Origin of the sequence: Amycolatopsis melonis (genome assembly GCF_040064235.1) — a bacterium.
In the GTDB taxonomy this organism is placed as follows: domain Bacteria; phylum Actinomycetota; class Actinomycetes; order Mycobacteriales; family Pseudonocardiaceae; genus Amycolatopsis; species Amycolatopsis melonis.
On the sequence record NZ_JBDZYD010000002.1, the window covers coordinates 351001 to 373037 of the forward strand.

The window sequence follows — 22037 nt, forward strand, 5'->3', positions numbered from 1 at the left end:
TCAGCTCCCCTTGGGCGGCACGAGTTGCAGGTAGACGGTGGTGAGCACGAGGTTCAGCACGAACAGCAGCAGGAACGTGATGACCACCGACTGGTTGACCGCGTCGCCGACGCCCTTCGGCCCGCCCTTGGGGTTCAGGCCGCGGTAGGCGGCGACCACGCCGGCGACGAAGCCGAAGATGAGCGCCTTGATCTCGCTGATCCACAGGTCGGGCAGCTGCGCGAGGGCGGAGAAGCTGGCCAGGTAGGCGCCGGGCGTGCCGTTCTGCATGATGACGTTGAAGAAGTAGCCGCCGAGCACGCCGACGACGCTGACCATGCCGTTGAGGAAGACGGCGACGCCCATCGCGGCGAGCACCCGCGGCACGATCAGCCGCTGGACCGGCGAGACGCCGAGGACCTCCATGGCGTCGATTTCCTCGCGGATGGTGCGCGAGCCGAGGTCGGCGCACATCGCGCTGCCGCCCGCGCCGGCGATGAGCAGCGCGGTGACGATCGGGCTGGCCTGCTGGATGATCGCGAGCACGCTCGCCGCGCCGGTGAAGGACTGCGCGCCGATCTGCGTGGTCAGCGACCCGATGTGCAGCGCGATCACCGCGCCGAACGGGATCGAGACCAGCGCCGTCGGCAGGATCGACACGCTCGCGATGAACCAGAACTGCTGGATCAGCTCCCGCGCCTGGAAGGGGCGGCGGAAGGTCAGCCGGACGACGTCGAGGCCCAGTCCGTAGAGCCGCCCGGTCTGCCGCAGCGCGGCGGCCCCGGGGAACGACGCCGTCGTCGTCCGTTCGGCCATTCGTGTGCCTCCAGCGGGTTTCGGCGGCACGCTGAATGGTCCGAACGGTGTAACAATTGTCCGCCATTCACGGTCTCGGGGACACCGTGCCGTTTCCTACTGGTCGGTACGCTAACGACGGCCTTGCTGGGAGACAAGAACTTCACCGGGATCATGCGGTCACGGGCTGGTAACCGCACATTTCTTGTCGGGTACTGACAACCGCACCGGATCTTGTTGTCAACGAAGGAAAAGAAATTCCCGTCCCGGCTCCGGCGACGGTGGCGGGCCTGCACGCGGGTGTCAATTCCCGCGTACCGGAACGGACGACACGCGTGTCGACCCTCTGATCACGCGTGTCGGCGTTTGCCGCACGGGTCAGGACTTGAGGGAGGCGACCAGTTCGTAGGAGCGGACGCGGTCGGCGTGGCCGTGGACCATCGTCGTGATCATCAGCTCGTTCGCGCCGGTGTCGGCGAGGAGCTGCTCGAGTCCCTTGTGGACCGTCTCGGGCGAGCCGATGATGCTGGAACCGAAGCGTTCGGCCAGGAACGCGCGGTCCATCTCCGTGTACGGGTACTCCGCGGCCTCCTCCGGCGTCGGCAGCGGGATCGGGCGGCCGCGGCGCAGGCTGAGGAACGTCAGCCCGGACGGCCCGGCCAGGAAGCGGGCACGCTCGTCGGTCTCGGCGGCGACCACCGACACGCCGAGCATCACGTACGGCTCGTCCAGCACCTCCGACGGCCGGAAGTTCTCCCGGTACAGCTGCACGGCCGGGATGGTGTTCTCGGCGGCGAAGTGGTGGGCGAAGGAGAACGGCAGCCCGAGCCGCCCGGCGAGCTGGGCGCTGTAGCCGCTCGACCCCAGCAGCCACACCGGCGGCTGGTTGCCCTCGGCGACCACGGCGTTGACGCCGCGGGCCTCCGAATGGGTGAAGTAGCCGAGCAGCTCCTGCAGGTGCTCGGGGAAGTTCTCCGCCGACAGCCCGCCCGGCCCGCGCAGCGCGAGCGCCGTCCGCTGGTCGGTGCCGGGGGCGCGGCCGATGCCGAGGTCGATCCGCCCGGGGTGGAACGCCTCCAGGGTGCCGAACTGCTCGGCGACGACCAGCGGCGCGTGGTTGGGCAGCATGACCCCGCCCGAGCCGACGCGGATCCGCTCGGTGGCATCGGCGACGTGCCCGATCAGCACGGCCGTCGCCGAGCTGGCGATGCCGGGCATGTTGTGGTGCTCGGCCAGCCAGTAGCGGTGGTAGCCCAGCCGTTCCGCGGCGCGGGCGAGGTCGAGGGTGTTGCGCAGCGTCTCGCCGACGGTGTTCCCCTCCGAGACGGGGGACAGGTCGAGCACGGACAGCGGCACGTCAGGCAGTGAGCTCACAACCGGGGTCAACGCCCCGGTGCCGCCGATGCTTCCCGGCGGGCGGTGACGCTCTTCACGCGGCTTGCGCCGCCCGGCCCCTCAACCGCGCGCAATCAGGATACGGTGGCCCGACCCGGAAAAAGAGAAACAGGAGGACGGGTGCCGCGTCCCGAGCGACCGTTGGATCCCGGCGACGATCCGCTGACCGTATTCGCTGCCGATCTCCGGCGGTTGCGCGAGAAAGCCGGGAATCCGACCTATCGCGAGCTGGGCAGGCGCGCCCACTACTCGGCGGGCACGCTGTCCGAGGCCGCCGGCGGGCGGAAACTTCCCAGCTTGGCGGTCACTCTGGCCTACGTCCGCGCCTGCGGCGGCGACCCGCGGGAATGGGAGGAGCGGTGGCACGCCGTCGCCGGTGAGACGGACCGCGCCGGTGCCGATTCACCGCCCGAGCCGCAATCCGGCGAAAATCCCCCGTACGTGGGTCTCGCCGCATTCGGTCCCGGCGACGCGAAGCGATTCTTCGGCCGCGAACGGCTGGTCGAAAAGCTTGCCGGACGGCTGACCAGACACCGCTTTCTCGCCGTCCTCGGCGCGTCCGGCTCGGGGAAGTCCTCCCTGCTGCGCGCCGGCCTGCTGCCCGCGCTGCCCGGCCGGGCCGTGCTGCTCACCCCAGGCGCCCGGCCGCTGCAGGAGTGCGCCGTCAAGCTCGCCGGCGGGCTCGGCGTCGCCCCCGGCGCCCTGCTCTCCGACCTCCTCGCGCACCCGCGCAACCTCGGCCTCGCCGCCCGCCTGCTCCTCGAAGGCCAGGAGGGCGACCTCGTGCTGGTCGTCGACCAGTTCGAGGAGGTCTTCACGCTCTGCCAGGACGAGCAGGAGCGGGCCCGGTTCCTCGACGCCCTGGTCACCGCGACCACCGAACCCGGCAGCCGGACGCGGGTGGTGCTCGGCATCCGCACCGACTTCTACACCCACTGCGCGCGGCATCCGGGGCTGGCCGAGGCCATGCAGGACGCCCAGGTCCTGGTCGGCCCGATGACGACCGAGGAGCTGCGGCAGGCGATCTCGCGGCCCGCCGTCGACGCCGGCTACCGCGTGGAAACCGCGCTGGTCTCGCGGCTGGTCGCGGACGCCACCGGCCAGCCGGGCGTGCTGCCGCTGCTGTCGCACGCGCTGCTGGAGACCTGGCGCCGCCGCCGCGGCACCACGCTCACCCTGGCCGGATACGAATCCACCGGCGGCATCGAGCGCGCGATCGCGCAGACGTCCGAAGGCACCTTCGCGAAGCTTTCGGCCCGGCAGCAGCGTCTGGCGCGCCAGATCTTCCTCCGGATGACCGCGCTCGGCGAAGGCACCGAGGACACCAAGCGCCGCATCAGCCGTGCCGAGCTCGACACCGACGACGAGGACACCGCCGTCGTGCTCGCCGAGCTGGCCGCGGCCCGGCTGGTCACCCTCGACGACACCGGCATCGAGATCGCCCACGAGGCCCTCATCCGCGGCTGGCCGCGGCTGCGCGAGTGGCTCACCGAGGACCGCGAAGGCCTGCGCGTCCACCGGCAGCTGACCGAGGCGACCGACGCGTGGGAGTCCGTCGGCGAGGACCCGGGCTGGCTCTACCGCGGCACCCGGCTGGCGATCGCGCGCGAGTGGGCCGGCCGCCAGGACACCGCGCTGTCCCAGCGGGAACGGCGGTTCCTCGACGCGAGCCTCGCGGTCGAGCACGCCGAGCAGGAACGCGACCGCCGCCGGACCCGGCGCCTGCGTCAGCTGGTCGCGCTGCTCGCGGTGCTGCTGGTCGTCGCCGTGGCCGCCACGGTCTACGCCGTGCGTGCCGAGACCACCGCCACCGACCAGCGCAACAACGCGCTCGCCCAGAAGGTCGCCGGCCAGGCGCTGGCCATGCGGGCCACCAACCCCGCGCTGGCCGTGCAGCTCGCGCTCGCCGCGTACCGCCTCGACCCCAGCCCGGAGGCGCGCAGCAGCGTCCTCGGCATGTTCGGCACGCCGTACTCGACGCGGCTCACCGGGCACACCGGCCGGATCAACACGGCCGCCCTGCGCCCGGACGGGCGGGTCCTCGTCACGGCGAGCTGGGACGGCACGGCCCGGCTCTGGGACGTCCACGACCCGCACCACCCGGTCGCGCTGGGCGTGCTGGCCGGGCACACCGGCAACGTCAACTCCGTCGCCTTCGCGGCGAGCGGCCGGACCGTCGCGACCGCGGGCTTCGACGGCACCGTGCGCGTCTGGGACGTCTCCGACCCGGCCAAGCCCGGGCCCGGCGTGCTCGCCGAGAAGCACGAAGGCAAGGCGTATGCGGTCGCGTTCAGCCCGGCCGGGCCGCTGCTGGCGACCGCGGACGTCAAGGGCATGATCCGGCTGTACGACGTCTCGGACCCGGCCCACCCGCGGCCGTCCGGGGAGCTGACCGGGCATGCCTCGTACATCAACAACCTCGCCTTCTCCGCCGACGGACGGCTGCTCGCCTCCGCGTCGGCCGACAAGACGGCGCGGATCTGGGACGTCGCCGCGCGGCGGCAGCTCGGCGTCGCGGAGGGACACACCGACGTCGTGCACTCGGTCGCGTTCGCGCCCGGCGGGCACCTGCTCGCGACGGCGAGCCAGGACCAGACGGCGCGGCTGTGGGACGTCACCGACCCGGCCCGCCCGGCGCCGCTGGCGACGCTGGGCGCGCACAAGGCGATCGTGCGCTCGGTGGCGTTCACCGCCGACGGGCGCACCCTGGCCACCACCGGCTTCGACCGCACGGCCCGGCTGTGGGACGTCGCCGACCCGCGGCAGCCGCGGGAGCTGCCGTCCCTGCCGGGGCACACCGGCGCGGTCGTCTCCGCGGTGTTCACCGGCGACGGCCGCACCCTGGTCACGGCCAGCGACGACCAGACCGCCCGGCTCTGGGACCTGCCCGGCCCCGCCCTGCCGGCGCACACGGCGCAGACCTGCCGCGTCGCCTTCGGCCGGGACGGCAGGCTCGTGGCCAGCGGCGGCTACGACGAGGCCGTCCGCCTGCACGACCGCACCGACCCGGCCGCGCCCCGGCTGCTGGCGACGGTCGGCGGCTTCGGCAACGCGGCCTGCGGCGTCGCGATCAGCCCGGACGGCCGGACGCTGGCGATCGGCAGCTGGGACCACACGATGACGCTTCGGGACATCACCGACCCGGCGCACCCGGGGCCGCCGGTGGTGTTCAACCGGACCCACGACGACCTCGACGCGGTCGCGTTCAGCCCGGACGGCCGGTTCCTCGCGACCGCGGGCGACGGCCACACGGCGCGGCTGTGGGACCTGGCCGACCGCCGCCACCCGGTGGAGATCGCGAAGCTGGAAGGCCACGACGACGACGTCCACACGCTGGCGTTCAGCCCCGACGGCCGGACACTGGCGACGGCGGGCTGGGACCACACGGCCCGCCTGTGGGACGTCTCGGCGCCGCGCGCCCCGCGGCCGCTGGCGAAGCTCGAAGGGCACACGGACACGATCTTCTCGATCGCCTACAGCCCCGACGGCCACCGCGTGGCGACGGGCAGCGCCGACCGCACGATCCGGCTCTGGGACGTCCGCGACCCGGCCCGCGTGCCGCCGTCGGTGGTCCTGACCGGCCACGCCGACAACGTCATGTCGGTGTCCTTCAGCGGCGACGGCCGCAGGCTGGCCTCCGGCAGCTACGACCGCACGGTCCGGCTGTGGGACGTCGCGGGGGCGTCCCAGTACGCGGTACTGCCCGAGGAGCGCGACCGCGTGTACGCGGTCCAGTACGCCCCGGACGGCCACACGCTGGCAAGCACGGTCGCCGACGGCACGGTACGGTTCTGGGAGACCGATCCTGACCGGGCGGCCGAAAGAATCTGCGCGGTCGCGGCACCCCGGATCACCGAAGCCGAGTGGGACCGCACCCTCCCTGGCCTCGGCTACACCCCGCCCTGCCCCTGAGCAGGTTGTTCGGCGTTGTTGTTCGGTGCCCGGCCGCGGACACCGAACAACGTTTTTCGAGTAGACATGCCCTCGGACGACAGAGTCGTCCCCGAAGACGACATTTCACCGGGGGTCTGAAGGGCTCCTTCAAGGGCACGGGAACCCGCCTCCCGCCCCTCGAAGGAGCCCTTCAGCGTGCCCGGCCCCGTGTCGTCCCCGCAATCACGCGAGTCGACCTTTCAATCACGTGTGTCGACCCTTGGATCACGCGAGCCGACCCTCCAGGCACGCGAGCCGACCGTTCAGGTACCCGAGCCGACCCTTCGGGTACGCGAACCGGCGCCGGGGAGCAGGGCTCGGGCGAGCCGGGACAGGGACAGGGGGCGGGCTCAGGCGGCAGGCAGCCAGTCCGGGTTCGAGGCCAGGACGATCAGCTGCTGCGTCGCCCGGGTCAGCGCGACGTACAGCACCCGCCGCCCGGTGGTCGACTCCGTGATCAGGTCCACCGGTTCGACGAGGACCACCGCGTCGTACTCCAGACCCTTGGAATCCAGGCTGCCGACGACCTTCAGCCGCTCGTCCGGCTGGGCCGACAGCCAGCCCGCGACCTCCGGCACCCGGTCCATCGCCGTGATGACGCCGACCGTGCCGTCGACCGCGCCCAGCAGTTCCTTCACCGCCGCCTGGGTCGCCTCCGGCAGGCCCGCCGCCTCCACCGGGCGGACCTCCGGCTCGACGCCCGTGCGGCGGACCGCCACCGGCAGCTCGCCCGCCTCCGCGTGGCCTGCCACCACCTTCGCCGCCAGCTCGAAGATCTCCGCCGAGTTGCGGTAGTTCGTGCGCAGCGTGAACCGGCGCCGGGTCGTCTTGACGCCGAACGCCTGGTCGCGGGCCGATGCCGCCTCCGCCGGGTCCGGCCACGAGCTCTGGACCGGGTCGCCGACCACCGTCCAGCTCGCGTACTTGCCGCGGCGGCCGACCATGCGCCACTGCATCGGCGACAGGTCCTGTGACTCGTCGACGACCACGTGCGAGTACTCGTCGTAGTGCTCCGGCCGGGTCGGGGCGCCGCCCGTGCGTTCCGGCTCGGCCTCGATCACCTGGCGGCGCTTGCGCTTGGGCGGCGGCCCGATCAGCACGCGCAGCTCGTCCAGCAGCGCGACGTCGGCGATCGACCAGCCGCGCGAGCGGTCCGCGAAGTCCGCGGCCAGCATCGAGATCTCCTGGCGGTTCAGCACGCCCTTCGCCGCCGACGCCAGCCGCTTCTCGTCGCCGAGCCACTTGAGGATCTGGGCCGGGTACAGCACCGGCCACCACACCACCAGGAACCGGTGGAAGTCGATCCGCTCGCCCAGGTCGGTGATCAGCTCCGCGCGGTCGATCTGCTTGCCGTCGGCCTTCGCGTACTCCTCGGCCTTCGCCGCCAGCGCGTCCAGCAGCAGCTCCGCCGCCCGGATCCGGGACCGGTTCGGCGGCGCGCCCTGCGTGTGGGCCTTGCGGCGCACCTTCTCCAGCTCACGCGCCGTGAGCTTCAGCACCTCGCCGCGGTAGACGATCCGCATCTCCTCCGGCGCGTCCGGCGGGGTGTCCCGCAGCGCCCGCAGCAGCACCTTCCGCATCCGCAGCGACCCCTTGACCGCCGCGAGCGGCGCCGCGTCCTGCCGCGTCGCCTCCAGGCCGTCGAGGACCTCGCCGAGCGCGCGCAGCTCGACGTTCGTCTCGCCCATCGAGGGCAGTACGCGCGAGATGTAGCTGGTGAACACCCCCGAGGGCCCGATGACCAGTACCCCGGCCCCGCCGAGCTGACGGCGGTGGCGGTACAGCAGGTAGGCGGCGCGGTGCAGGGCGACGGCGGTCTTGCCGGTGCCCGGCCCGCCGGTGATCTCGGTGACCCCGCGCCACGGCGCCCGGATCACCTCGTCCTGCTCCTTCTGGATGGTCGCGACGATGTCGCGCATCTTCTCGCCGCGCGAGCGGCCCAGCGCGGCCATCAGCGCGCCTTCGCCGACGATCTGCATGTCCTCGGGCACGGCGTCGGCCATCAGCACGTCGTCGTCGACGTCCAGGACGTTCTGGCCGGAGCAGCGGATCACGCGCCGCCGCACGACGTCCATCGGCTCCTCGGCCGTGGCCTGGTAGAACGCGGCCGCGGCGGGCGCGCGCCAGTCGGTGACCAGGTTGTCGAACTCCGCGTCGCGGATGCCGAGCCTGCCGACGTACACGCGCTCGGCGTCGACGTGGTCGAGCCGCCCGAAGACGAGGCCCTCGTACTCGGCGTCGAGCGACTGCAGCGTCTGGTTGGCGTGGTAGACCATCATGTCGCGCTCGAACAGCATCGACGCCTGCTCGAAGATCGCCTCGCGCTGGGCGCCCTGGCCGATTTCGTAGCCCTTCGTGCGCATGGCCTCGGCCTGGGCCCGCAGTTCGTCCAGACGGGTGTACACGCGATCGACGTGGGCTTGTTCGATGGCGATCTCGGCCCGTCTGACCCGAGGTTCCGACACGCATGGCTCCTTGACAGCTCTGGATCGCCTCCGAGGGCGAAGAACGACTCTACGCGTTGGGTCCCGCGGGGACATCAATGTCCCGGTTTCGCCGCCCGCGCGTCGTCCCCGCACAATCGGAGGGTGACCAGGATCGTGGCCGGAACGGCGGGCGGGCGGCGGCTGAAGGTGCCCCCGAAGGGGACCCGGCCGACGTCGGAACGCGTGCGGGAAGCCCTGTTCAACGCACTGGAGACGGCGGGGGAGATCGACGGCGCCCGCGTGCTGGACCTCTACGCCGGCTCGGGCGCGCTGGGCCTGGAGGCACTCTCCCGCGGCGCGTCGGAGGCCCTGTTCGTGGAGTCCGACCGGCGCGCGGTGGACGTCCTGCGCGGCAACGTCGCGGCGCTGGGCCTGGGCGGCACGGTCCGGGCCGGGCAGGTCGAAACGGTGGTCGCCGCGCCCGCGTCCGGCGAGTTCGACCTGGTGCTGGCGGACCCGCCGTACGCCGTCGGCGCGGCCGCGCTGGGCAAGGTGCTCGCCGCGCTCGCGGAAGGCGGCTGGCTGGGCACGTCGGCGCTGGTGGTGATCGAGCGGGCGGCCCGCGACGGCGCACCGGACTGGCCGCCGGGCTTCGCGCCCTCACGCGAGAAGAAGTACGGCGACACGGCGGTTTTCTGGGCCGAGTACACGCCTGTGGCGTGAGCCACGCGGCGGAAACCGGGCCCGGCACGGTAGCGTCCGCGCCATGCGGCGTGCGGTCTGTCCCGGTTCCTACGACCCGGCCACCAACGGTCACCTCGACGTCATCGAGCGGGCGAGCCGCCTGTTCGACGAGCTCGTCGTCCTGGTGGGGGTGAACAAGAGCAAGAAGGGCGTCTTCGAGATCGAGGAACGCCTGGAGATGCTGCGCGAGATCACCGCGAAGCTGCCGAACGTGCGCGTCGACGCGTGGGAGGGCCTGCTCGTCGACTACTGCCGCGAGCACGACATCGCGGCGATCGCCAAGGGCCTGCGCTCGGTCAGCGACTTCGACTACGAGCTGCAGATGGCGCAGATGAACCGCGAGCTCACCGGCGTCGAGACGCTGCTGATGGCCAACAACCCGGCATTCGGGTTCGTGTCGAGTTCCCTGGTCAAGGAGATCGCGGCCCTCGGCGGCGACTTCGAGCGCTTCGTACCGCCGATCGTCTTCGAGCGCCTCTCGGCGAAGTTCGGGCGCTGACCCGCGTCCGCTGCCGGGGACACGCCCGGTGCCGTGCGCCTTCACCGCTTCGGCGCCCGATGCGGGCAGACTGGTCCCCAGCGACAGGGGATTGGAGTTGCCGTGTACCGGGTTTTCGAGGCGCTCGACGAGCTCGTCACCATCGTCGAGGAGGCGCGCGGCGTCCCGATGACGTCCAGTTGCGTGGTGCCCCGGGGCGACGTGCTCGAACTCCTCGACGACGTCCGCGACGCGCTGCCCGCCGAGGTCGACGACGCCCAGGACGTCCTCGACAAGCGTGACGACCTCATCCACGCCGCCCGCAAGGAGGCGAGCGAGACGGTCGCGAGCGCGAACGCCGAGGCCGAGCGCACCATCGCCGAAGCAACCGACGAGGCCGAGCGCATCCTGGCCGACGCGCGTGCCCGCGCCGAGCAGATGCTCGCCGACGCCCACGACCAGGCCGACCGCACGATCGCGGCGGGTCAGGCCGAGTACCAGAACCTCACCGACCGCTCGCGCGCGGAGTCCGAGCGCATGATCCAGGCCGGCCGCGACGCCTACGACCGCGCGATCGAGGACGGCCGCGCCGAGCAGGCCCGGCTGGTCGCCCAGACCGAGGTCGTGCAGGCCGCGCACGCGGAGTCGGCGCGGATCGTGGACGAGGCCCACGCCGAGGCCGACCGCCAGCGCGCGGACTGCGACGCGTACGTCGACGGCAAGCTGGCGGAGTTCTCGGAACTGCTGGCGACGACGCTGCGCACGGTCGACTCGGGCCGCAACCACCTGCGTTCCCCGGCGAACCTGCCGACCGGCGGCCGCCCGACCCTGTACGACTACCAGGTGTGACGACGCCTCAGTCCTGCGGCGTGAGCAGCACCACGGGGATCACCCGCTCGGTCTTCTGCGCGTACTCGGCGTAAAGCGGGAACATCTCCACCAGCCCGGGCCAGAGCCGCTCGCGCTCGGCCGGGGACGCGACCCGGGCGCGGGCGGTGAAGCGGCGGGTGCCCACCTGGACGCCGACGCTCGGCTCCGCCACGAGGTTCTTGAACCACTCCGGGTCCTCGTCGGCGCCGCCCTTGGAGGCCACGACGACGAAGTCGTCCCCCGACGTGCCGTAGATCAGGCACGTCCGGCGCGGCAGGCCGGTCCGGCGCCCGGTCGTGGCCAGCAGCAGCAGGCGCAGGCCGTCCGACTCGTGCCCCTCGGTCCCGCCCGAGGCCAGGTAGGTGCGGGTCTGCTCGGCGACCCAGTCCCAGGCCGGGTCGGTGGCGCGGTCGAGGTCTTCGGCGACGGCCATGGTGGCGTTCCCCTTCCGGTGGAGTGGCTCAGGCGATCTTCTCGGCCAGGGCGATGATGATGCCGTCGGGGGTGCGGACGTAGAGGAGCCGGTGGCTGCCCCCGTACTCCACCAGCTCGCCCATCGGCTCGGCACCGTGGGCACGCAGCCGGGCGAGCACGCCCTCGATGTCCTCGACGGCGAACATGATCCGGCGGATGCCCGGCGTGTTGACCGGCGCGTCCGGCTGCCCGGCGGGCGCCGACGGCGAGTGGAACTGCATCAGCTCCAGCCGTCCGTGGCCGTCGGGGGTCCGCACCATGGCCATTTCGCACTTGACGCCGTCGAGCGCGACGAGGCGGTCCACCGAGGGACCCCCGACCGTGGCCCTGCCCTCGAGTTCCAGGCCGAGTTCGCCGAAGAACGCGACGGCGGCGTCCAGGTCGCGGACCACGATGCCGATGTTGTCGATGCGCAGGGTCGTCATGAGTGCCTCCTGTGTCCCGTGGCTGGTTCCGCACCGGGGACGGAGCCGGGCGCGGGTTCTCGACATCCGGGCCGGAATTTCTTCCCGCGCGGCGAGGGACCAGCTCAAAAGGGGTGGCGGGCCGTGCGTACCCTGGACGGGATGTCCGAGAACAAGACCCCCCAGCTCGACGACCGCAGCCCGTGGGTGATCGACACCCGCGAGCTCGGCCGTCACGCCGGCCTCAGCCGCGCCGTCCAGCGCAGCGTGCCGGTGGAGACGCCGCTCGGCGTCCCCGACGTCATCACCATCGAGGCCGGCTCCGAGCTGGAACTCGACCTGCTGCTCGAGTCGGTCGTCGAGGGCGTGCTGGTCAGCGGCACCGCCAGGGCGACCGCGAAGGGCACCTGCGCCCGCTGCCTCGACCCGCTGACCGAGGAGGTCGAGGTCGAGGTCCAGGAGCTGTTCGCCTACCCGGGGTCGGCCACGGAGGAGACCACCGAGGAGGACGAGATCCCGCGGCTGGTCGACGACCGGATCGACCTCGAGCCGATCGTCCGCGACGCCGTCGTGCTGGCCCTGCCGCTGGCCCCGCTGTGCTCGGAAGACTGTGCCGGGCTCTGCACCGACTGCGGTGTCAAGTGGGCCGATCTCGAGCCCGGACACGGGCATGAGAAGATAGACCCTCGGTGGGCCGCACTCGTGGAGCGATTCGACGAGAACGCGGGCGGAAAGCCTGCGCCGGGCTCCCCTGAGCAAGCCTGACGAGCGCCAGCTCGTTCCGGAGAGAAAGTTCGCTCGCACGACCGCGAGCAGACCGTCATAAGGAGATCTACTCGTGGCCGTCCCGAAGCGGAAGATGTCGCGATCCAACACGCGCTCCCGCCGCAGCCAGTGGAAGGCGGCTCCGGTGCAGCTGGTGCCCTGCTCCAACCGCGCCTGCAAGCAGCCGAAGCTCCAGCACGTCGCGTGCCCGTCGTGCGGCCAGCACAACGGCCGCCAGGTCGTCGAGCCCGCCTGATCGGGTAGCCGACATGGGGGGCAAGACGCCCGGGGGACCCGCAGCCGATCCGGCGCCGTTGCTCGAAGCGCTCGGGGTCAGCCTCGACCCCGAGCTGCTCCGGCTTTCGCTGACCCACCGTTCGTACGCGTACGAAAACGGGGGTCTGCCGCCGAACGAGCGGCTCGAGTTCCTCGGTGACGCCGTGCTCGGCCTCGTCGTCACCGATCACCTCTACACCACGCACCCCGACCTGCCCGAAGGCCAGCTCGCGAAACTCCGCGCCAGCGTCGTCAACATGCACGCGCTGGCGCGGGTGGCGCGCGGGCTCGGCGAGGGCGGGCTCGGGGCGCACCTGCTGCTCGGCAAGGGCGAAGAGCTCACCGGCGGCCGGGACAAGGCGAGCATCCTCGCCGACGGGCTGGAGGCGGTGATCGGTGCCGCCTACCTCGAGCACGGCATCGAGATCGCCCGCAAGCTCGTGCACCACCTGTTCGACGGCCTGCTCGCCGAAGCACCGCTGCGCGGGGCCGGGCTCGACTGGAAGACGAGCCTGCAGGAGCTGACCGCCTCGGCCGGTCTCGGCGTGCCCGAGTACAAGGTCGAGGACACCGGCCCGGACCACCGCAAGGAGTTCACGGCCACCGTCCTCGTCGCCGGCCGCGCCCTCGGCCACGGCACCGGGTCGACGAAGAAGGAAGCCGAGCAGAAGGCCGCCGAGACGGCCTGGCGCTCGCTGTCCGCCGAACTCGAAGCCGAGAAGAAGGCCGACCCCGAGTCCTGATCAGCGGGAACCTCCGTTGACGGCGCCGCCTGCCGGTCACTAGCGTGATCGTCCTCCGCCGCGCCCGTGTTCCAACGAGAGGTTGTGGCGGATGCGTCTGTTCTTCGTACCCCTGGTGGTGGCGGCCCTCGTCGTCGTCCCCGGACCCGCGGCGTCGGCCGCGCAGGTCCGCGTCACTTCGCTGCCGGCGCTGCAGTCCGCCATGGACAAGGCGAACCCCGGCGACACGATCGTGCTGGCCGACGGGACGTACTCGGCGGGTTCGACGCTGACGATCAGGCGGTCCGGCACCGGTTCGGCGCCCGTGACGGTCGCCGCGGAACACACCGGCCTGGCCACGATCACCGGGTCGAAGACGTTCGCCTTCGCCAGTGGCGTCTCGAACGTCGTGCTGCGGGGCTTCAAGTTCCGCAACGGCGCGACGCTGAGCGTTCCCGCCGGCGCGTCGCACAACCGCCTGACCCGCAACGACTTCCAGCTCACCACCGGCGGCAACTGGGTGACCGTCAGCGGCGACGACACCGTCGTCGACCGCAACGTGTTCCAGAACCGCACCACCGAGGGCGTGTTCCTGCAGGTCCTCGGGCCGTCCGGCGGGATGGCCCAGCACGTCCACGTGCACCACAACTACTTCTACAACCACCAGTTCACCGGCACGAACGGCGGCGAGTCGATCCGGGTGGGCCTCAGCGACCGCCAGTCGTACTCGGCGTACGCGCTGATCGAGAACAACCTCTTCGAGAAGGCCGACGGCGACAGCGAGGCGATCTCGGTCAAGTCGTCCGACGACGTGGTGCGCTACAACACGATCCGCGACAGCCGCGGCTACATCGTGCTGCGCCACGGCAACCGCAGCCTCGTCGAGGGCAACCTCCTGTTCGGCTCGGGTATCCGCTTCCACGGGAACGACCACAAGGTCGTCGGCAACTACGTGGCGAACAGCGGCGACCGCGCGATCGTGTTCGGGTCCGGCGAGGAGGCCGACAGCGGCCCGGCGAGCAAGCTCCACGACCGCCCGGACCGCGTGACGGTGGCGTACAACACGGTGCTGGGCAGCTCGTCGGTGATCGACGGCGACGGCGGCGCCTACCTGCCGAAGGACTGCGTGGTCGCGGACAACATCGTCAAGGGAACGTCGGGACCGCTGGTGACGCTGCCGGGCGGCTCGGTCGTGAAGTACGAGGGCAACATCACGTGGGGCGGCTCGGCGGGCATGCCGTCGCGGTCGGTGGACCCGAAGCTGGTGAAGGACGCGGCGGGGCTGTACCGCCTGTCGTCGGCCAGCCCGGCCATCGACACGGGCGTGGGTTCGTACCCGTCGGCGGCGAAGGACTTCGACCTGCAGACCCGCACGGGCACGTTCGACGTCGGCGCGGACGAGTACTTCGCCTCGGGAACCACCCGGGTACCGCTCACCAGGTCGGACGTCGGCCCCTCGGCTCCCTGACCGGCATTCCCGCTGGCCGGGGAGGCGGCGGTCAAAAAGTGTCGTACCCCGCGGGCACAATGGCGGTATGCCCGAACTTCCCGAGGTCGAAGTCGTCCGCCTGGGCCTGCAGGCGCACGTCGCGGGCCGGACCATCCGCGAGGCGGAGGTCCTGCACCCGCGCGCCATCCGCAGGCACGCCCTGGGCGCGGAGGACTTCACGCAGCGGCTCGCCGGCAGCCGCATCGAGGCCGCGCGGCGCCGCGGCAAGTACCTGTGGCTGGAGCTGTCCGGCAAGGAGGCGCTGCTGGCGCACCTGGGCATGAGCGGGCAGATGCTCGTCCAGCCGGAGGACGCGCCGGACGAGAAGCACCTGCGGGTCCGGCTGCGCTTCGACGACGACGGGCCGGAGCTGCGTTTCGTCGACCAGCGCACGTTCGGCGGCCTGGCGCTGGACGACCTCGGCGACGTCGGCGACGACGTGCTGCTCCCGGACACCATCGCGCACATCGCCCGCGACCCGATGGACCCGGCGTTCGACCTCGACGCGGCGGTGCGCGCGCTGCGGTCGCGGCGCACCGAGGTCAAGCGCGCCCTGCTGGACCAGACGCTGGTGTCGGGCATCGGCAACATCTACGCGGACGAGGCGTTGTGGCGGGCCCGCCTCCACTGGTCCCGGCCGACGGAGAAGCTGACCATGGCGAAGGGCCGCGAGCTGCTGTCGGCGGCGTCGGACGTGATGAACGCGGCGCTGGGCGCGGGCGGCACGTCGTTCGACGCGTTGTACGTCAACGTGAACGGGCAGTCCGGGTACTTCGACCGGTCACTGGACGCGTACGGCCAGGAGGGGATGCCCTGCCACCGCTGCGGCACGGCGATCCGGCGGGAGCCGTTCATGAACCGGTCGTCGTTTTCGTGCCCGCGCTGCCAGCCCCGGCCACGGCGAACTCGCGTTGATTAATGGGGTGCGCCTTTCAGCTAGGATGAATATGCCTGGCAGCCGAGGGAGTGCATCGTGGTCAAGGAGCCCGGAAAGTCGACGCTGGCCGACAAGATCGACCGGCTGTTCCACGTGGTCCGCAGGCCCGATCGGGAGCCGTACAGCAACGAAGAGGTCGCGAAGGCCTGCCGCGAGGCAACGGGCGAGAGCTTTTCGACGACGTACCTGTGGCAGCTGCGCACGGGCCGCCGCGACAACCCGACCAAGCGCCATCTGGAGGCTTTGGCCCAGTTCTTCGGCGTGCCTCCGGCATACTTCTTCGACGACGAGCAGAGCACGAAAATCGCCGAAGAGCTGGCCCTCCTGGGGGCACTGCGCGACGCGGGAGTCCGCGACCTGGCCCTGCGCGCGGTAACCCTGTCGGCCGACGGGCTCGACACGATCAGCGACATGATCGACGCGATCGCCCGAAGGGAGGCCGGTCGCGGCGCCCCGAAGAAGGAGGGCTGAGGTGGCACCACCCTGGCGAGCTTTGCCCAGCACCCGGACTGAGGCGAAAGTGCACGCGGCGGAGGCTTCCGGCCGGCTGGGCAGTGCTGCGGTGGCCGACGTTGCCCGGCAGTCACGGCGGAGTTCGGCCGGTGGGGCGGCTGCGTGCCTCGGGGGCCTCCGGTCGGGGCGGACGGGAGTTACTGCGGTGGCCGATGTTGCTCAGCAGCCGCTGCGAACTCCGATCGCTCCCCAAGCCGCAGGAGGGCCAAGGTGACCGCCGCACCGTGGCGCCGGGTGCGCCGCCGTCCCGGGCGGGTCCTGTGGCAGCGGGCCCGGGATGTTGCCGATGCCGTCAGCCTTCCCGAACCCTTCGATGCCGAGGCCTTCGTCGCGAGCCTGGCCGCCGAGCGGGGGCGGCCCATTGAACTCATGCCCGCCAACGCTCCCGAAGGCGCTCCCTGCGGCCTGCTCATGAGCACCGAACGCGCCGACTACATCCTCTATCCCACCAACACCACCGCCCTGCACCGGCGGCACATCCTGCTGCACGAGGTCGGCCACCTCCTCTGCGGCCACACCGGGCCGGACGGTGGGGCCGACGGCATCGCCATCGACGCCGCCGCCGGGCGGCAGCTCATGCCCAACCTCTCGCCCGAACTCGTTCGGCGCGTTCTGGGGCGGACCACCTACACCGAAACCGAAGAACGCGAAGCCGAGCTGGTCGCCAGCCTGCTCGCCCAGCGCGTCGTGCGGCCTGGGGAACCGCGGGAACCCGCGCGGGGTGTTCCGGACGGCGTGCGGCGCTTCGACTCCGTCTTCGGCGGGCGGCCGCGCCGCCGGTCGCCGTGATCGAAACCCTGGCCTACCACCTGTGCCTGGCCGCGTTCGCCGGGTTCGGGTACAAGCTGATCGAGGCTCGCCGCAGCCAGCCGGTGCGGACCATGTGGTTTCTCGCCGGCTTCGGGATCTGCATCGCGTGCGGCATCGTCGTCCTGACTCCTGCCGTCGAAGCCCTGATCGGCCCGGGCCCGGTGTTCGAATGGGTGGCGACGCTGGCCGGTGACGAGCTGCGGCTGGGTGCCATCGGGTTCGCCGTCGCCTTCACGCAGTCGGTGTGGCGTGGCGAAGGCGCACGCCTGGCGCCGCACGCCCTGTTCACGGGCGCCACCATGGTCCTGCTCGCCGTGTGCTTCGCCCTGTCGGAGCCGCGGCGGGTCGGTGACGAGACCGTCTTCTCCGACGGCTCGCTGCCCTTCGCCGTCGGCGACAAGGTCGTCTTCCTGCTCTACAGCCTGGTCAGCCTCGGCCTGCTGTTCGTGGTCTTCGCCCGCAGCGCCTGGCACGCCGAGCCGGGGCCGCTGCGTGCCGGGCTGTGGTTGCTGGCCGCCGGCGTGGTCGCCGCGTCCGCGTGGACCTTCTGGGACGTCGACAACGTCCGCCGCCTCGCCGAGACCGGCCGCATCGGTGCCCGCGAAGACCTGCCGTCCTCGGTGCTCGCCGCGGTGACCGTCGGGCTGGTCGCCGCCGGGGCGACGCTCAGCGCCTGGGCCCCGGCGGTCTCCTCGGTGGTCGGCCGGGCCAGGGCGTACCGCGCGTACCGCCGCATCGAGCCACTGTGGACGGCGTTGCGCGCCGCGGTCCCCGGCATCGTGTTCGACCCCGGCCACGAACTCGCGGGCGGCGCGGAGTTCGCGCTGTACCGCCGGGTCATCGAAATCCGCGACGGTCACCTCGCCCTGCGGGCCCACTTCGACCCCGGACTCCCGCGCCGCGCGGAGGCCGAGGCCCGCCGCGTGGGCGTGCCGGAGCCGGACGTCGCGGCGACGGTGGAAGCGGTGTGCCTGGCCGCGGCCATCGACGCGGCCCGCGAGGGACGCCGGTTCGAGCCGGGCGAAGGAAAACCGGACCCGCTCCCCGACGCCGACGTCGCGGCGGAGGCCGCCTGGCTGGTCCGGGTGAGCCGGGCGTGGCGCCGCGCCGCGGTGGTGGACCGGGTCCGCGCGGGCGCCACGCGCGGGCTCACGGGTAGCGAGCCCCGTTGACCGTCACCCTCAGCGTGTACACCGAACTCGACGCCGTGATGAACAGCTCGTTCCGGCGTGCGCCGCCGAACGTGAAGTTCGAGCAGACCTCCGGCACCTTCAGCTTGCCGATCCGCGTGCCGTCCGCGGCGAAGCAGTGCAGGCCGTCGTGCGCGGCCGCCCAGACCTGGCCCTCGCTGTCGACGCGGACGCCGTCGAACCCGCCGCAGTCGCTCGTCGCGAAGATCTCGCCGCCGGCCAGCGTGCCGTCGTCGCGGACCTCGAACACCCTGAGGTGGCTGGGATCCTGCCGGGTGTCGGCGATGTACAGCCGCGACTCGTCGGCCGAGAACGCCAGCCCGTTCGGGCGGGAGAAGTCGTCGGCGACGATCGTCACCTCGCCCGCGGGCGAGACGCGGTACACGTGGCAGCCGCCGATCTCGCTCTCCGCCCGGTACCCCTCGTAGTCGCTGTCGATGCCGTAACTCGGATCGGTGAACCAGATCGACCCGTCCGAGTGCTCGACGACGTCGTTGGGGCTGTTCAGCCGCTTTCCCTGGAAGTGCGAGGCGAGCACCGTGACCGAGCCGTCGTGCTCGGTGCGCGTCACCCGGCGCGTCCCCTGCTCGCAGCTGATCAGCCGCCCCTGACGGTCGACCGTGTGCCCGTTCGCGTAGTTCGACGGCTGCCGGAACACCCCGACCTGCCCGGTGGTCTCGTCCCAGCGCAGCGTGCGGTCGTTCGGGATGTCGCTGAACACCAGGTAGCGCCCGGCCGGGAAGTACGCGGGCCCCTCGGTCCAGCGGCAGCCGGTGTGCAGGCGCTGCATCCACTCGTCGCCGTTGACCCGCTTGAAGCGCTCGTCGAGCACCTGGAAGTCGGTCTTGACCAGATCCATCTCTCACCCCTAATGACGTTCTGTCGAAAGCATGTATCACCGAACCTGATATGGTCAAGGCATGGATCAGCTGGATCGCATGCTGCTTGCCGAACTTCAGCGGGACGCGACGCAGGCATATGCCGCGCTCGGCAAGGCCGTCGGGCTCTCCGCCGGGGCGGCGCACGAGCGGGTGCGCAAGCTGCGCGAGCAGGGCGTGATCCGGCGGACCGGCGTGGACGTCGACCCCGCGGCGGTCGGCCGCGGGGTGGCCGCGTTCGTGCTCGTGGAGGCGAACGCCTGGATGGGCGACGCGCCGGTGCGCGAGGCGCTCGAAGCGCTGCCCGAAGTGGTGGAGGCGCACGTCATCGCGGGCCCGGCGTCGCTGCTGGTCAAGGTGCGCACGGCGACGACCGAGGAGCTCCAGGCGTCGCTGCGCCGGCTGTTCGCGATCGACGGCGTCACCGGCACGCAGACCATCGTGATCCTCGAATCCTTCTTCGAACGCCCGGTGGACACCGGCGCCTGAAGCCGTCCCGCCACGCCGTCGGGCCTCCGCCGTGCACACTACTGTGCAATGCGTGGTACCTTCCCATGCGTAAGACTGGAGGGTGCAGTGGAGATCAGTCAGCTGCTCAAGGGAGTGCTCGATCTCGCCGTCCTCGCGGTGCTCCGCGAGGAGGACGGCTACGGGTACGACGTCCTGCGAAGACTCAGGTCCGCGGGACTGGACGAGGTGGGGGACGCGTCGGTGTACGGGACGTTGCGCAGGCTCTACAAGGCAGGCCTGCTCACCTCGTACGTGGTGCCCAGCGAGGAAGGGCCCCACCGCAAGTACTACAGCCTGAACGAGCCGGGCCGGGCGCGCCTGGCCGAGTCGGGCAAGACCTGGCAGAGCTTCGCTTCGACGATGAACGCGCTTTTGGGAGAGGCAGCATGAGCGACAAGCCGACCGCCGTGCGGGTGTATCTGGCGCGGGTCCGCACCGCGCTCGCCGACCTGCCCGCGAGTGAGATCGAGGAAATCCTCGAGGACGTCCGGCCGCACCTGGCCGAACTTGAGGCCGAACTGGGGGAGGGTGCCCGCGTCGAGGCCCTGATCGAGCGGCTCGGGACGCCCGAGAGCTACGCCGCCGAGCTGCGCGCGTCGGGTGGTTTCCCGCCCGCGGCGGAAGTGGCGGACGGGGCCACGCAGGTGCTCGCCACCGCTACGCCCAGTCTCGTCAAACCACGGATCGCCCTGTGGGGCCTGGTGCTCTGCGCGCTGGCGCTGGCCATGTTCGCGTTCGGGGCCGCCCTCACCGTCGACGTCGACGTGCTCCTGGGCGTGGTGCTGGTCGCGCTGCCGGTGTTCCTCGTCAGCCTGGTGGTGCTGCTGCGCGTGGGGGTCGAGCCGGTGCTGGCGCTGCCGGAAGTGGTGTGGCTGCGCACGTCCATGGCCAAGGGACGCGAGCAGGGGGACGCCGGCAGGTTCCTGCAATACCTCGGTTCGCTCAAGCCGGCGTGGTGGGTGCTGTGCGCGCTGGCGCTGGTCGCGTTCGGGCTGCTGCTGATGTTCCGGCACCGGAGTGCGGTGCTGTTGCTGCCGTTCCTGCTGGCCGCGGGTGCCGCGGCCGTGTGGGCGGGGCCGCGGGTGGGCGGTGACCGGCGGCTGCTGTGGGTGGCCGTGCCGATCTCGGCGTTCGTCATCGGCAGCGCGCTGGGCGGCTTCGGCGCGGCGTTCGACCTGCTCGCCCGCGGGCGCTCCTACTCCGACGCGCCGCCGTACTACTCGTCGTCGTCCGACCACTACGGCACCGACCAGCTGAACTACGGCGGCCGGGAGGTCGAGAACGTCTACGCCTTCGACGCCGAGGGCAAGCCGCTCACCGAGGTCTACCTCTACGACGAGGACGGCAGGCCGCTGACGGTGACCCGCTACGGCTGCGAGCGCTCGAGCGGCACCAAGCAGCGGATCGGAGCGGACAACCGGTTCCCGCGGCCGAAGATCGAGCAGGGCGTCACCGACGACCAGGGCAACTACAACGGCTACAACGGATACCGCTCGGCCTGCCGCGAGAGCGCGGACATCCCGTTCAGCGCGGCGATCCCGAAGGTGACCGTGCCGACGGCCACCACGCCGACGACGGCACCGACGTCGACACCGACCAGGTAGGGGGACGGGAGCGGTCGGGGCCGCTCCCGATGCGGCGAAGGCCGCCTCCGGGGAGTGCCCGGGGGCGGCCTTCGATCATCCGGCGGGTCAGTGGCCGAACGCGCTGCGGGCCGCGAGGTCGGCCAGGAGCGCACGGCCCTTCTCGGCGTTGCGCGGCTGCGACAGGACGTCGTAGCGGCGGGCGACCAGCTGGCTCTGCGAGACGAACCCGCGCTTGTTGCGGTTCACGGCGTAGCCCAGCGCGCCGAAGAGCAGGTTGAACCCGAGGCCGGCGACGAGGCCGATCACGATCGGGACCAGGCCGGCGCCGGGGTTCAGCAGGCTGAGCATGAGGCCGAGGAAGAGGCCGAACAGCGCACCGGACGTCGCCGCGCTGCCGAGCACCCTGCCCCACGACATCCGTCCCGCGACCCGCTCGACGAGCAGCGGCTCCACGCCGACGATCGTGACGTCGGTGACCGGGAAGTCCGCGCTCGCGAGGTGGTCGACCGCCCGCTGTGCCTGCTCGTAGGACTCGTACGAACCGATCGGCCAGCCGGTGGGCAGGGTCGGCAGCTGGGGCCGCACCTGCTGCTGCTCGCCGAACGTGCTCTGCGTGAATGCTGTGGTCATCGATCTCACCTCTCTTGCCCCGTACAACGCGCGAGTACCCCGGATCCCTCCCGCGCGCGCGAATTCACAGGCTCTTCTCAGCCGGGCATCGGGGACAATCCCGGCTCCATCCAGGCTGCGGGAGCCCGGACGGGGTGAACGAGTCGTTCACTACGCTCGGCCGTGGGGGACCTCCCCGGCCAATGGGCCAACAAAATACCTTTGCCTGGGTTGACCCCGACCCGGTCACCGGG

General features: G+C 71.8%; 22 protein-coding genes. 15 read left to right on the plus strand and 7 right to left on the minus strand.

The features are described from left to right. Together ABJI51_RS06110 and ABJI51_RS06115 are read right to left on the minus strand one after the other, a co-directional pair. Nucleotides 1-795 carry an MlaE family ABC transporter permease gene (locus ABJI51_RS06110; RefSeq protein ID WP_348948123.1) on the minus strand — a complete coding sequence of 265 codons (795 nt, stop codon included), beginning with the start codon at nucleotides 793-795 and terminating at the stop codon, nucleotides 1-3. Between the two features lie 357 nt (nucleotides 796-1152). Continuing rightward, entirely contained in the window at nucleotides 1153-2148 is a 996-nt protein-coding gene (locus ABJI51_RS06115; protein ID WP_348948125.1) for an LLM class flavin-dependent oxidoreductase, read from the minus strand. A 141-nt stretch (nucleotides 2149-2289) separates the two neighbouring features. Here ABJI51_RS06115 and ABJI51_RS06120 point away from each other — a divergent pair, with 141 nt between their 5' ends. Beyond that, a complete protein-coding gene (locus ABJI51_RS06120; RefSeq protein WP_489617900.1) occupies nucleotides 2290-6081 on the plus strand; it encodes an nSTAND1 domain-containing NTPase in 3792 nt (1263 codons plus the stop codon). A 371-nt stretch (nucleotides 6082-6452) separates the two neighbouring features. On the opposite strand, the gene ABJI51_RS06125 is transcribed toward ABJI51_RS06120, so the two are convergent. Then, complete coding sequence (locus ABJI51_RS06125; protein WP_348948126.1) at nucleotides 6453-8567, minus strand: HelD family protein; 2115 nt, start codon at nucleotides 8565-8567, stop codon at nucleotides 6453-6455. A 123-nt stretch (nucleotides 8568-8690) separates the two neighbouring features. On the opposite strand from ABJI51_RS06125, the gene rsmD reads away from it, so the two are divergent. The 3 genes from rsmD (at nucleotide 8691) to ABJI51_RS06140 (ending at nucleotide 10599) form a co-directional block, all read left to right on the plus strand. Then, nucleotides 8691-9251, plus strand: coding sequence for a 16S rRNA (guanine(966)-N(2))-methyltransferase RsmD (rsmD, locus tag ABJI51_RS06130; protein ID WP_348948128.1), 561 nt, complete (start codon nucleotides 8691-8693; stop codon nucleotides 9249-9251). Nucleotides 9252-9294: 43 nt separating this feature from the next. Next, the gene (gene coaD / locus ABJI51_RS06135; RefSeq protein WP_348948130.1) at nucleotides 9295-9771 is read left to right on the plus strand and encodes a pantetheine-phosphate adenylyltransferase; all 477 of its coding nucleotides are present in this window, start codon (nucleotides 9295-9297) and stop codon (nucleotides 9769-9771) included. 102 nt (nucleotides 9772-9873) lie between these two features. After that, on the plus strand, nucleotides 9874-10599 hold the full coding sequence (locus ABJI51_RS06140) for a DivIVA domain-containing protein (RefSeq protein ID WP_348948132.1): 726 nt from the start codon (nucleotides 9874-9876) through the stop codon (nucleotides 10597-10599). 7 nt (nucleotides 10600-10606) lie between these two features. Here ABJI51_RS06140 and ABJI51_RS06145 read toward each other — a convergent pair whose 3' ends face one another. Further along, nucleotides 10607-11053 (minus strand): nitroreductase family deazaflavin-dependent oxidoreductase, encoded by a 447-nt coding sequence (locus ABJI51_RS06145; protein WP_348948134.1) that lies wholly within the window; start codon nucleotides 11051-11053, stop codon nucleotides 10607-10609. Nucleotides 11054-11081: 28 nt separating this feature from the next. Next, nucleotides 11082-11519, minus strand: a complete 438-nt coding sequence (locus ABJI51_RS06150) for a VOC family protein (RefSeq protein ID WP_348948135.1) — start codon at nucleotides 11517-11519, stop codon at nucleotides 11082-11084. A gap of 141 nt (nucleotides 11520-11660) precedes the next feature. Here ABJI51_RS06150 and ABJI51_RS06155 point away from each other — a divergent pair, with 141 nt between their 5' ends. From ABJI51_RS06155 to ABJI51_RS06190, 8 genes are all read left to right on the plus strand, one after another. After that, nucleotides 11661-12263: a YceD family protein gene (locus ABJI51_RS06155; protein WP_348948137.1), complete on the plus strand. Its 603-nt coding sequence runs from the start codon at nucleotides 11661-11663 to the stop codon at nucleotides 12261-12263. A gap of 73 nt (nucleotides 12264-12336) precedes the next feature. After that, the gene (gene rpmF, locus ABJI51_RS06160) at nucleotides 12337-12519 is read left to right on the plus strand and encodes a 50S ribosomal protein L32 (RefSeq protein ID WP_003090635.1); all 183 of its coding nucleotides are present in this window, start codon (nucleotides 12337-12339) and stop codon (nucleotides 12517-12519) included. Nucleotides 12520-12532: 13 nt separating this feature from the next. Next, complete coding sequence (gene rnc / locus ABJI51_RS06165) at nucleotides 12533-13282, plus strand: ribonuclease III (RefSeq protein ID WP_348948139.1); 750 nt, start codon at nucleotides 12533-12535, stop codon at nucleotides 13280-13282. A 91-nt stretch (nucleotides 13283-13373) separates the two neighbouring features. Continuing rightward, nucleotides 13374-14729, plus strand: a complete 1356-nt coding sequence (locus tag ABJI51_RS06170; protein ID WP_348948141.1) for a polysaccharide lyase 6 family protein — start codon at nucleotides 13374-13376, stop codon at nucleotides 14727-14729. Between the two features lie 67 nt (nucleotides 14730-14796). Continuing rightward, on the plus strand, nucleotides 14797-15669 hold the full coding sequence (gene mutM, locus ABJI51_RS06175; protein WP_348948143.1) for a bifunctional DNA-formamidopyrimidine glycosylase/DNA-(apurinic or apyrimidinic site) lyase: 873 nt from the start codon (nucleotides 14797-14799) through the stop codon (nucleotides 15667-15669). A 54-nt stretch (nucleotides 15670-15723) separates the two neighbouring features. Next, nucleotides 15724-16158 carry a helix-turn-helix domain-containing protein gene (locus ABJI51_RS06180; protein ID WP_348948145.1) on the plus strand — a complete coding sequence of 145 codons (435 nt, stop codon included), beginning with the start codon at nucleotides 15724-15726 and terminating at the stop codon, nucleotides 16156-16158. Between the two features lie 300 nt (nucleotides 16159-16458). Further along, nucleotides 16459-16989: a hypothetical protein gene (locus tag ABJI51_RS06185; RefSeq protein WP_431605584.1), complete on the plus strand. Its 531-nt coding sequence runs from the start codon at nucleotides 16459-16461 to the stop codon at nucleotides 16987-16989. Continuing rightward, nucleotides 16986-18182, plus strand: a complete 1197-nt coding sequence (locus tag ABJI51_RS06190; RefSeq protein WP_348948147.1) for an MAB_1171c family putative transporter — start codon at nucleotides 16986-16988, stop codon at nucleotides 18180-18182. Before ABJI51_RS06185 ends, ABJI51_RS06190 begins: the two co-directional genes overlap by 4 nt. Here ABJI51_RS06190 and ABJI51_RS06195 read toward each other — a convergent pair. Next, nucleotides 18160-19059 carry an SMP-30/gluconolactonase/LRE family protein gene (locus tag ABJI51_RS06195; RefSeq protein WP_348948149.1) on the minus strand — a complete coding sequence of 300 codons (900 nt, stop codon included), beginning with the start codon at nucleotides 19057-19059 and terminating at the stop codon, nucleotides 18160-18162. The genes ABJI51_RS06190 and ABJI51_RS06195 overlap by 23 nt on opposite strands. Nucleotides 19060-19120: 61 nt before the next feature. Here ABJI51_RS06195 and ABJI51_RS06200 point away from each other — a divergent pair, with 61 nt between their 5' ends. The 3 genes from ABJI51_RS06200 to ABJI51_RS06210 all read left to right on the plus strand — a co-directional run bounded on the left by ABJI51_RS06200 (nucleotide 19121) and on the right by ABJI51_RS06210 (nucleotide 21192). Further along, nucleotides 19121-19567, plus strand: coding sequence for an Lrp/AsnC family transcriptional regulator (locus ABJI51_RS06200; protein ID WP_348948151.1), 447 nt, complete (start codon nucleotides 19121-19123; stop codon nucleotides 19565-19567). Nucleotides 19568-19654: 87 nt separating this feature from the next. Then, nucleotides 19655-19978 (plus strand): PadR family transcriptional regulator, encoded by a 324-nt coding sequence (locus ABJI51_RS06205; RefSeq protein WP_348948153.1) that lies wholly within the window; start codon nucleotides 19655-19657, stop codon nucleotides 19976-19978. Continuing rightward, nucleotides 19975-21192 (plus strand): DUF1700 domain-containing protein, encoded by a 1218-nt coding sequence (locus ABJI51_RS06210; protein WP_348948154.1) that lies wholly within the window; start codon nucleotides 19975-19977, stop codon nucleotides 21190-21192. Before ABJI51_RS06205 ends, ABJI51_RS06210 begins: the two co-directional genes overlap by 4 nt. An 87-nt stretch (nucleotides 21193-21279) precedes the next feature. On the opposite strand, the gene ABJI51_RS06215 is transcribed toward ABJI51_RS06210, so the two are convergent. Continuing rightward, nucleotides 21280-21804, minus strand: a complete 525-nt coding sequence (locus tag ABJI51_RS06215; RefSeq protein WP_348948156.1) for a YflT domain-containing protein — start codon at nucleotides 21802-21804, stop codon at nucleotides 21280-21282. Nucleotides 21805-22037: the final 233 nt, after the last annotated feature.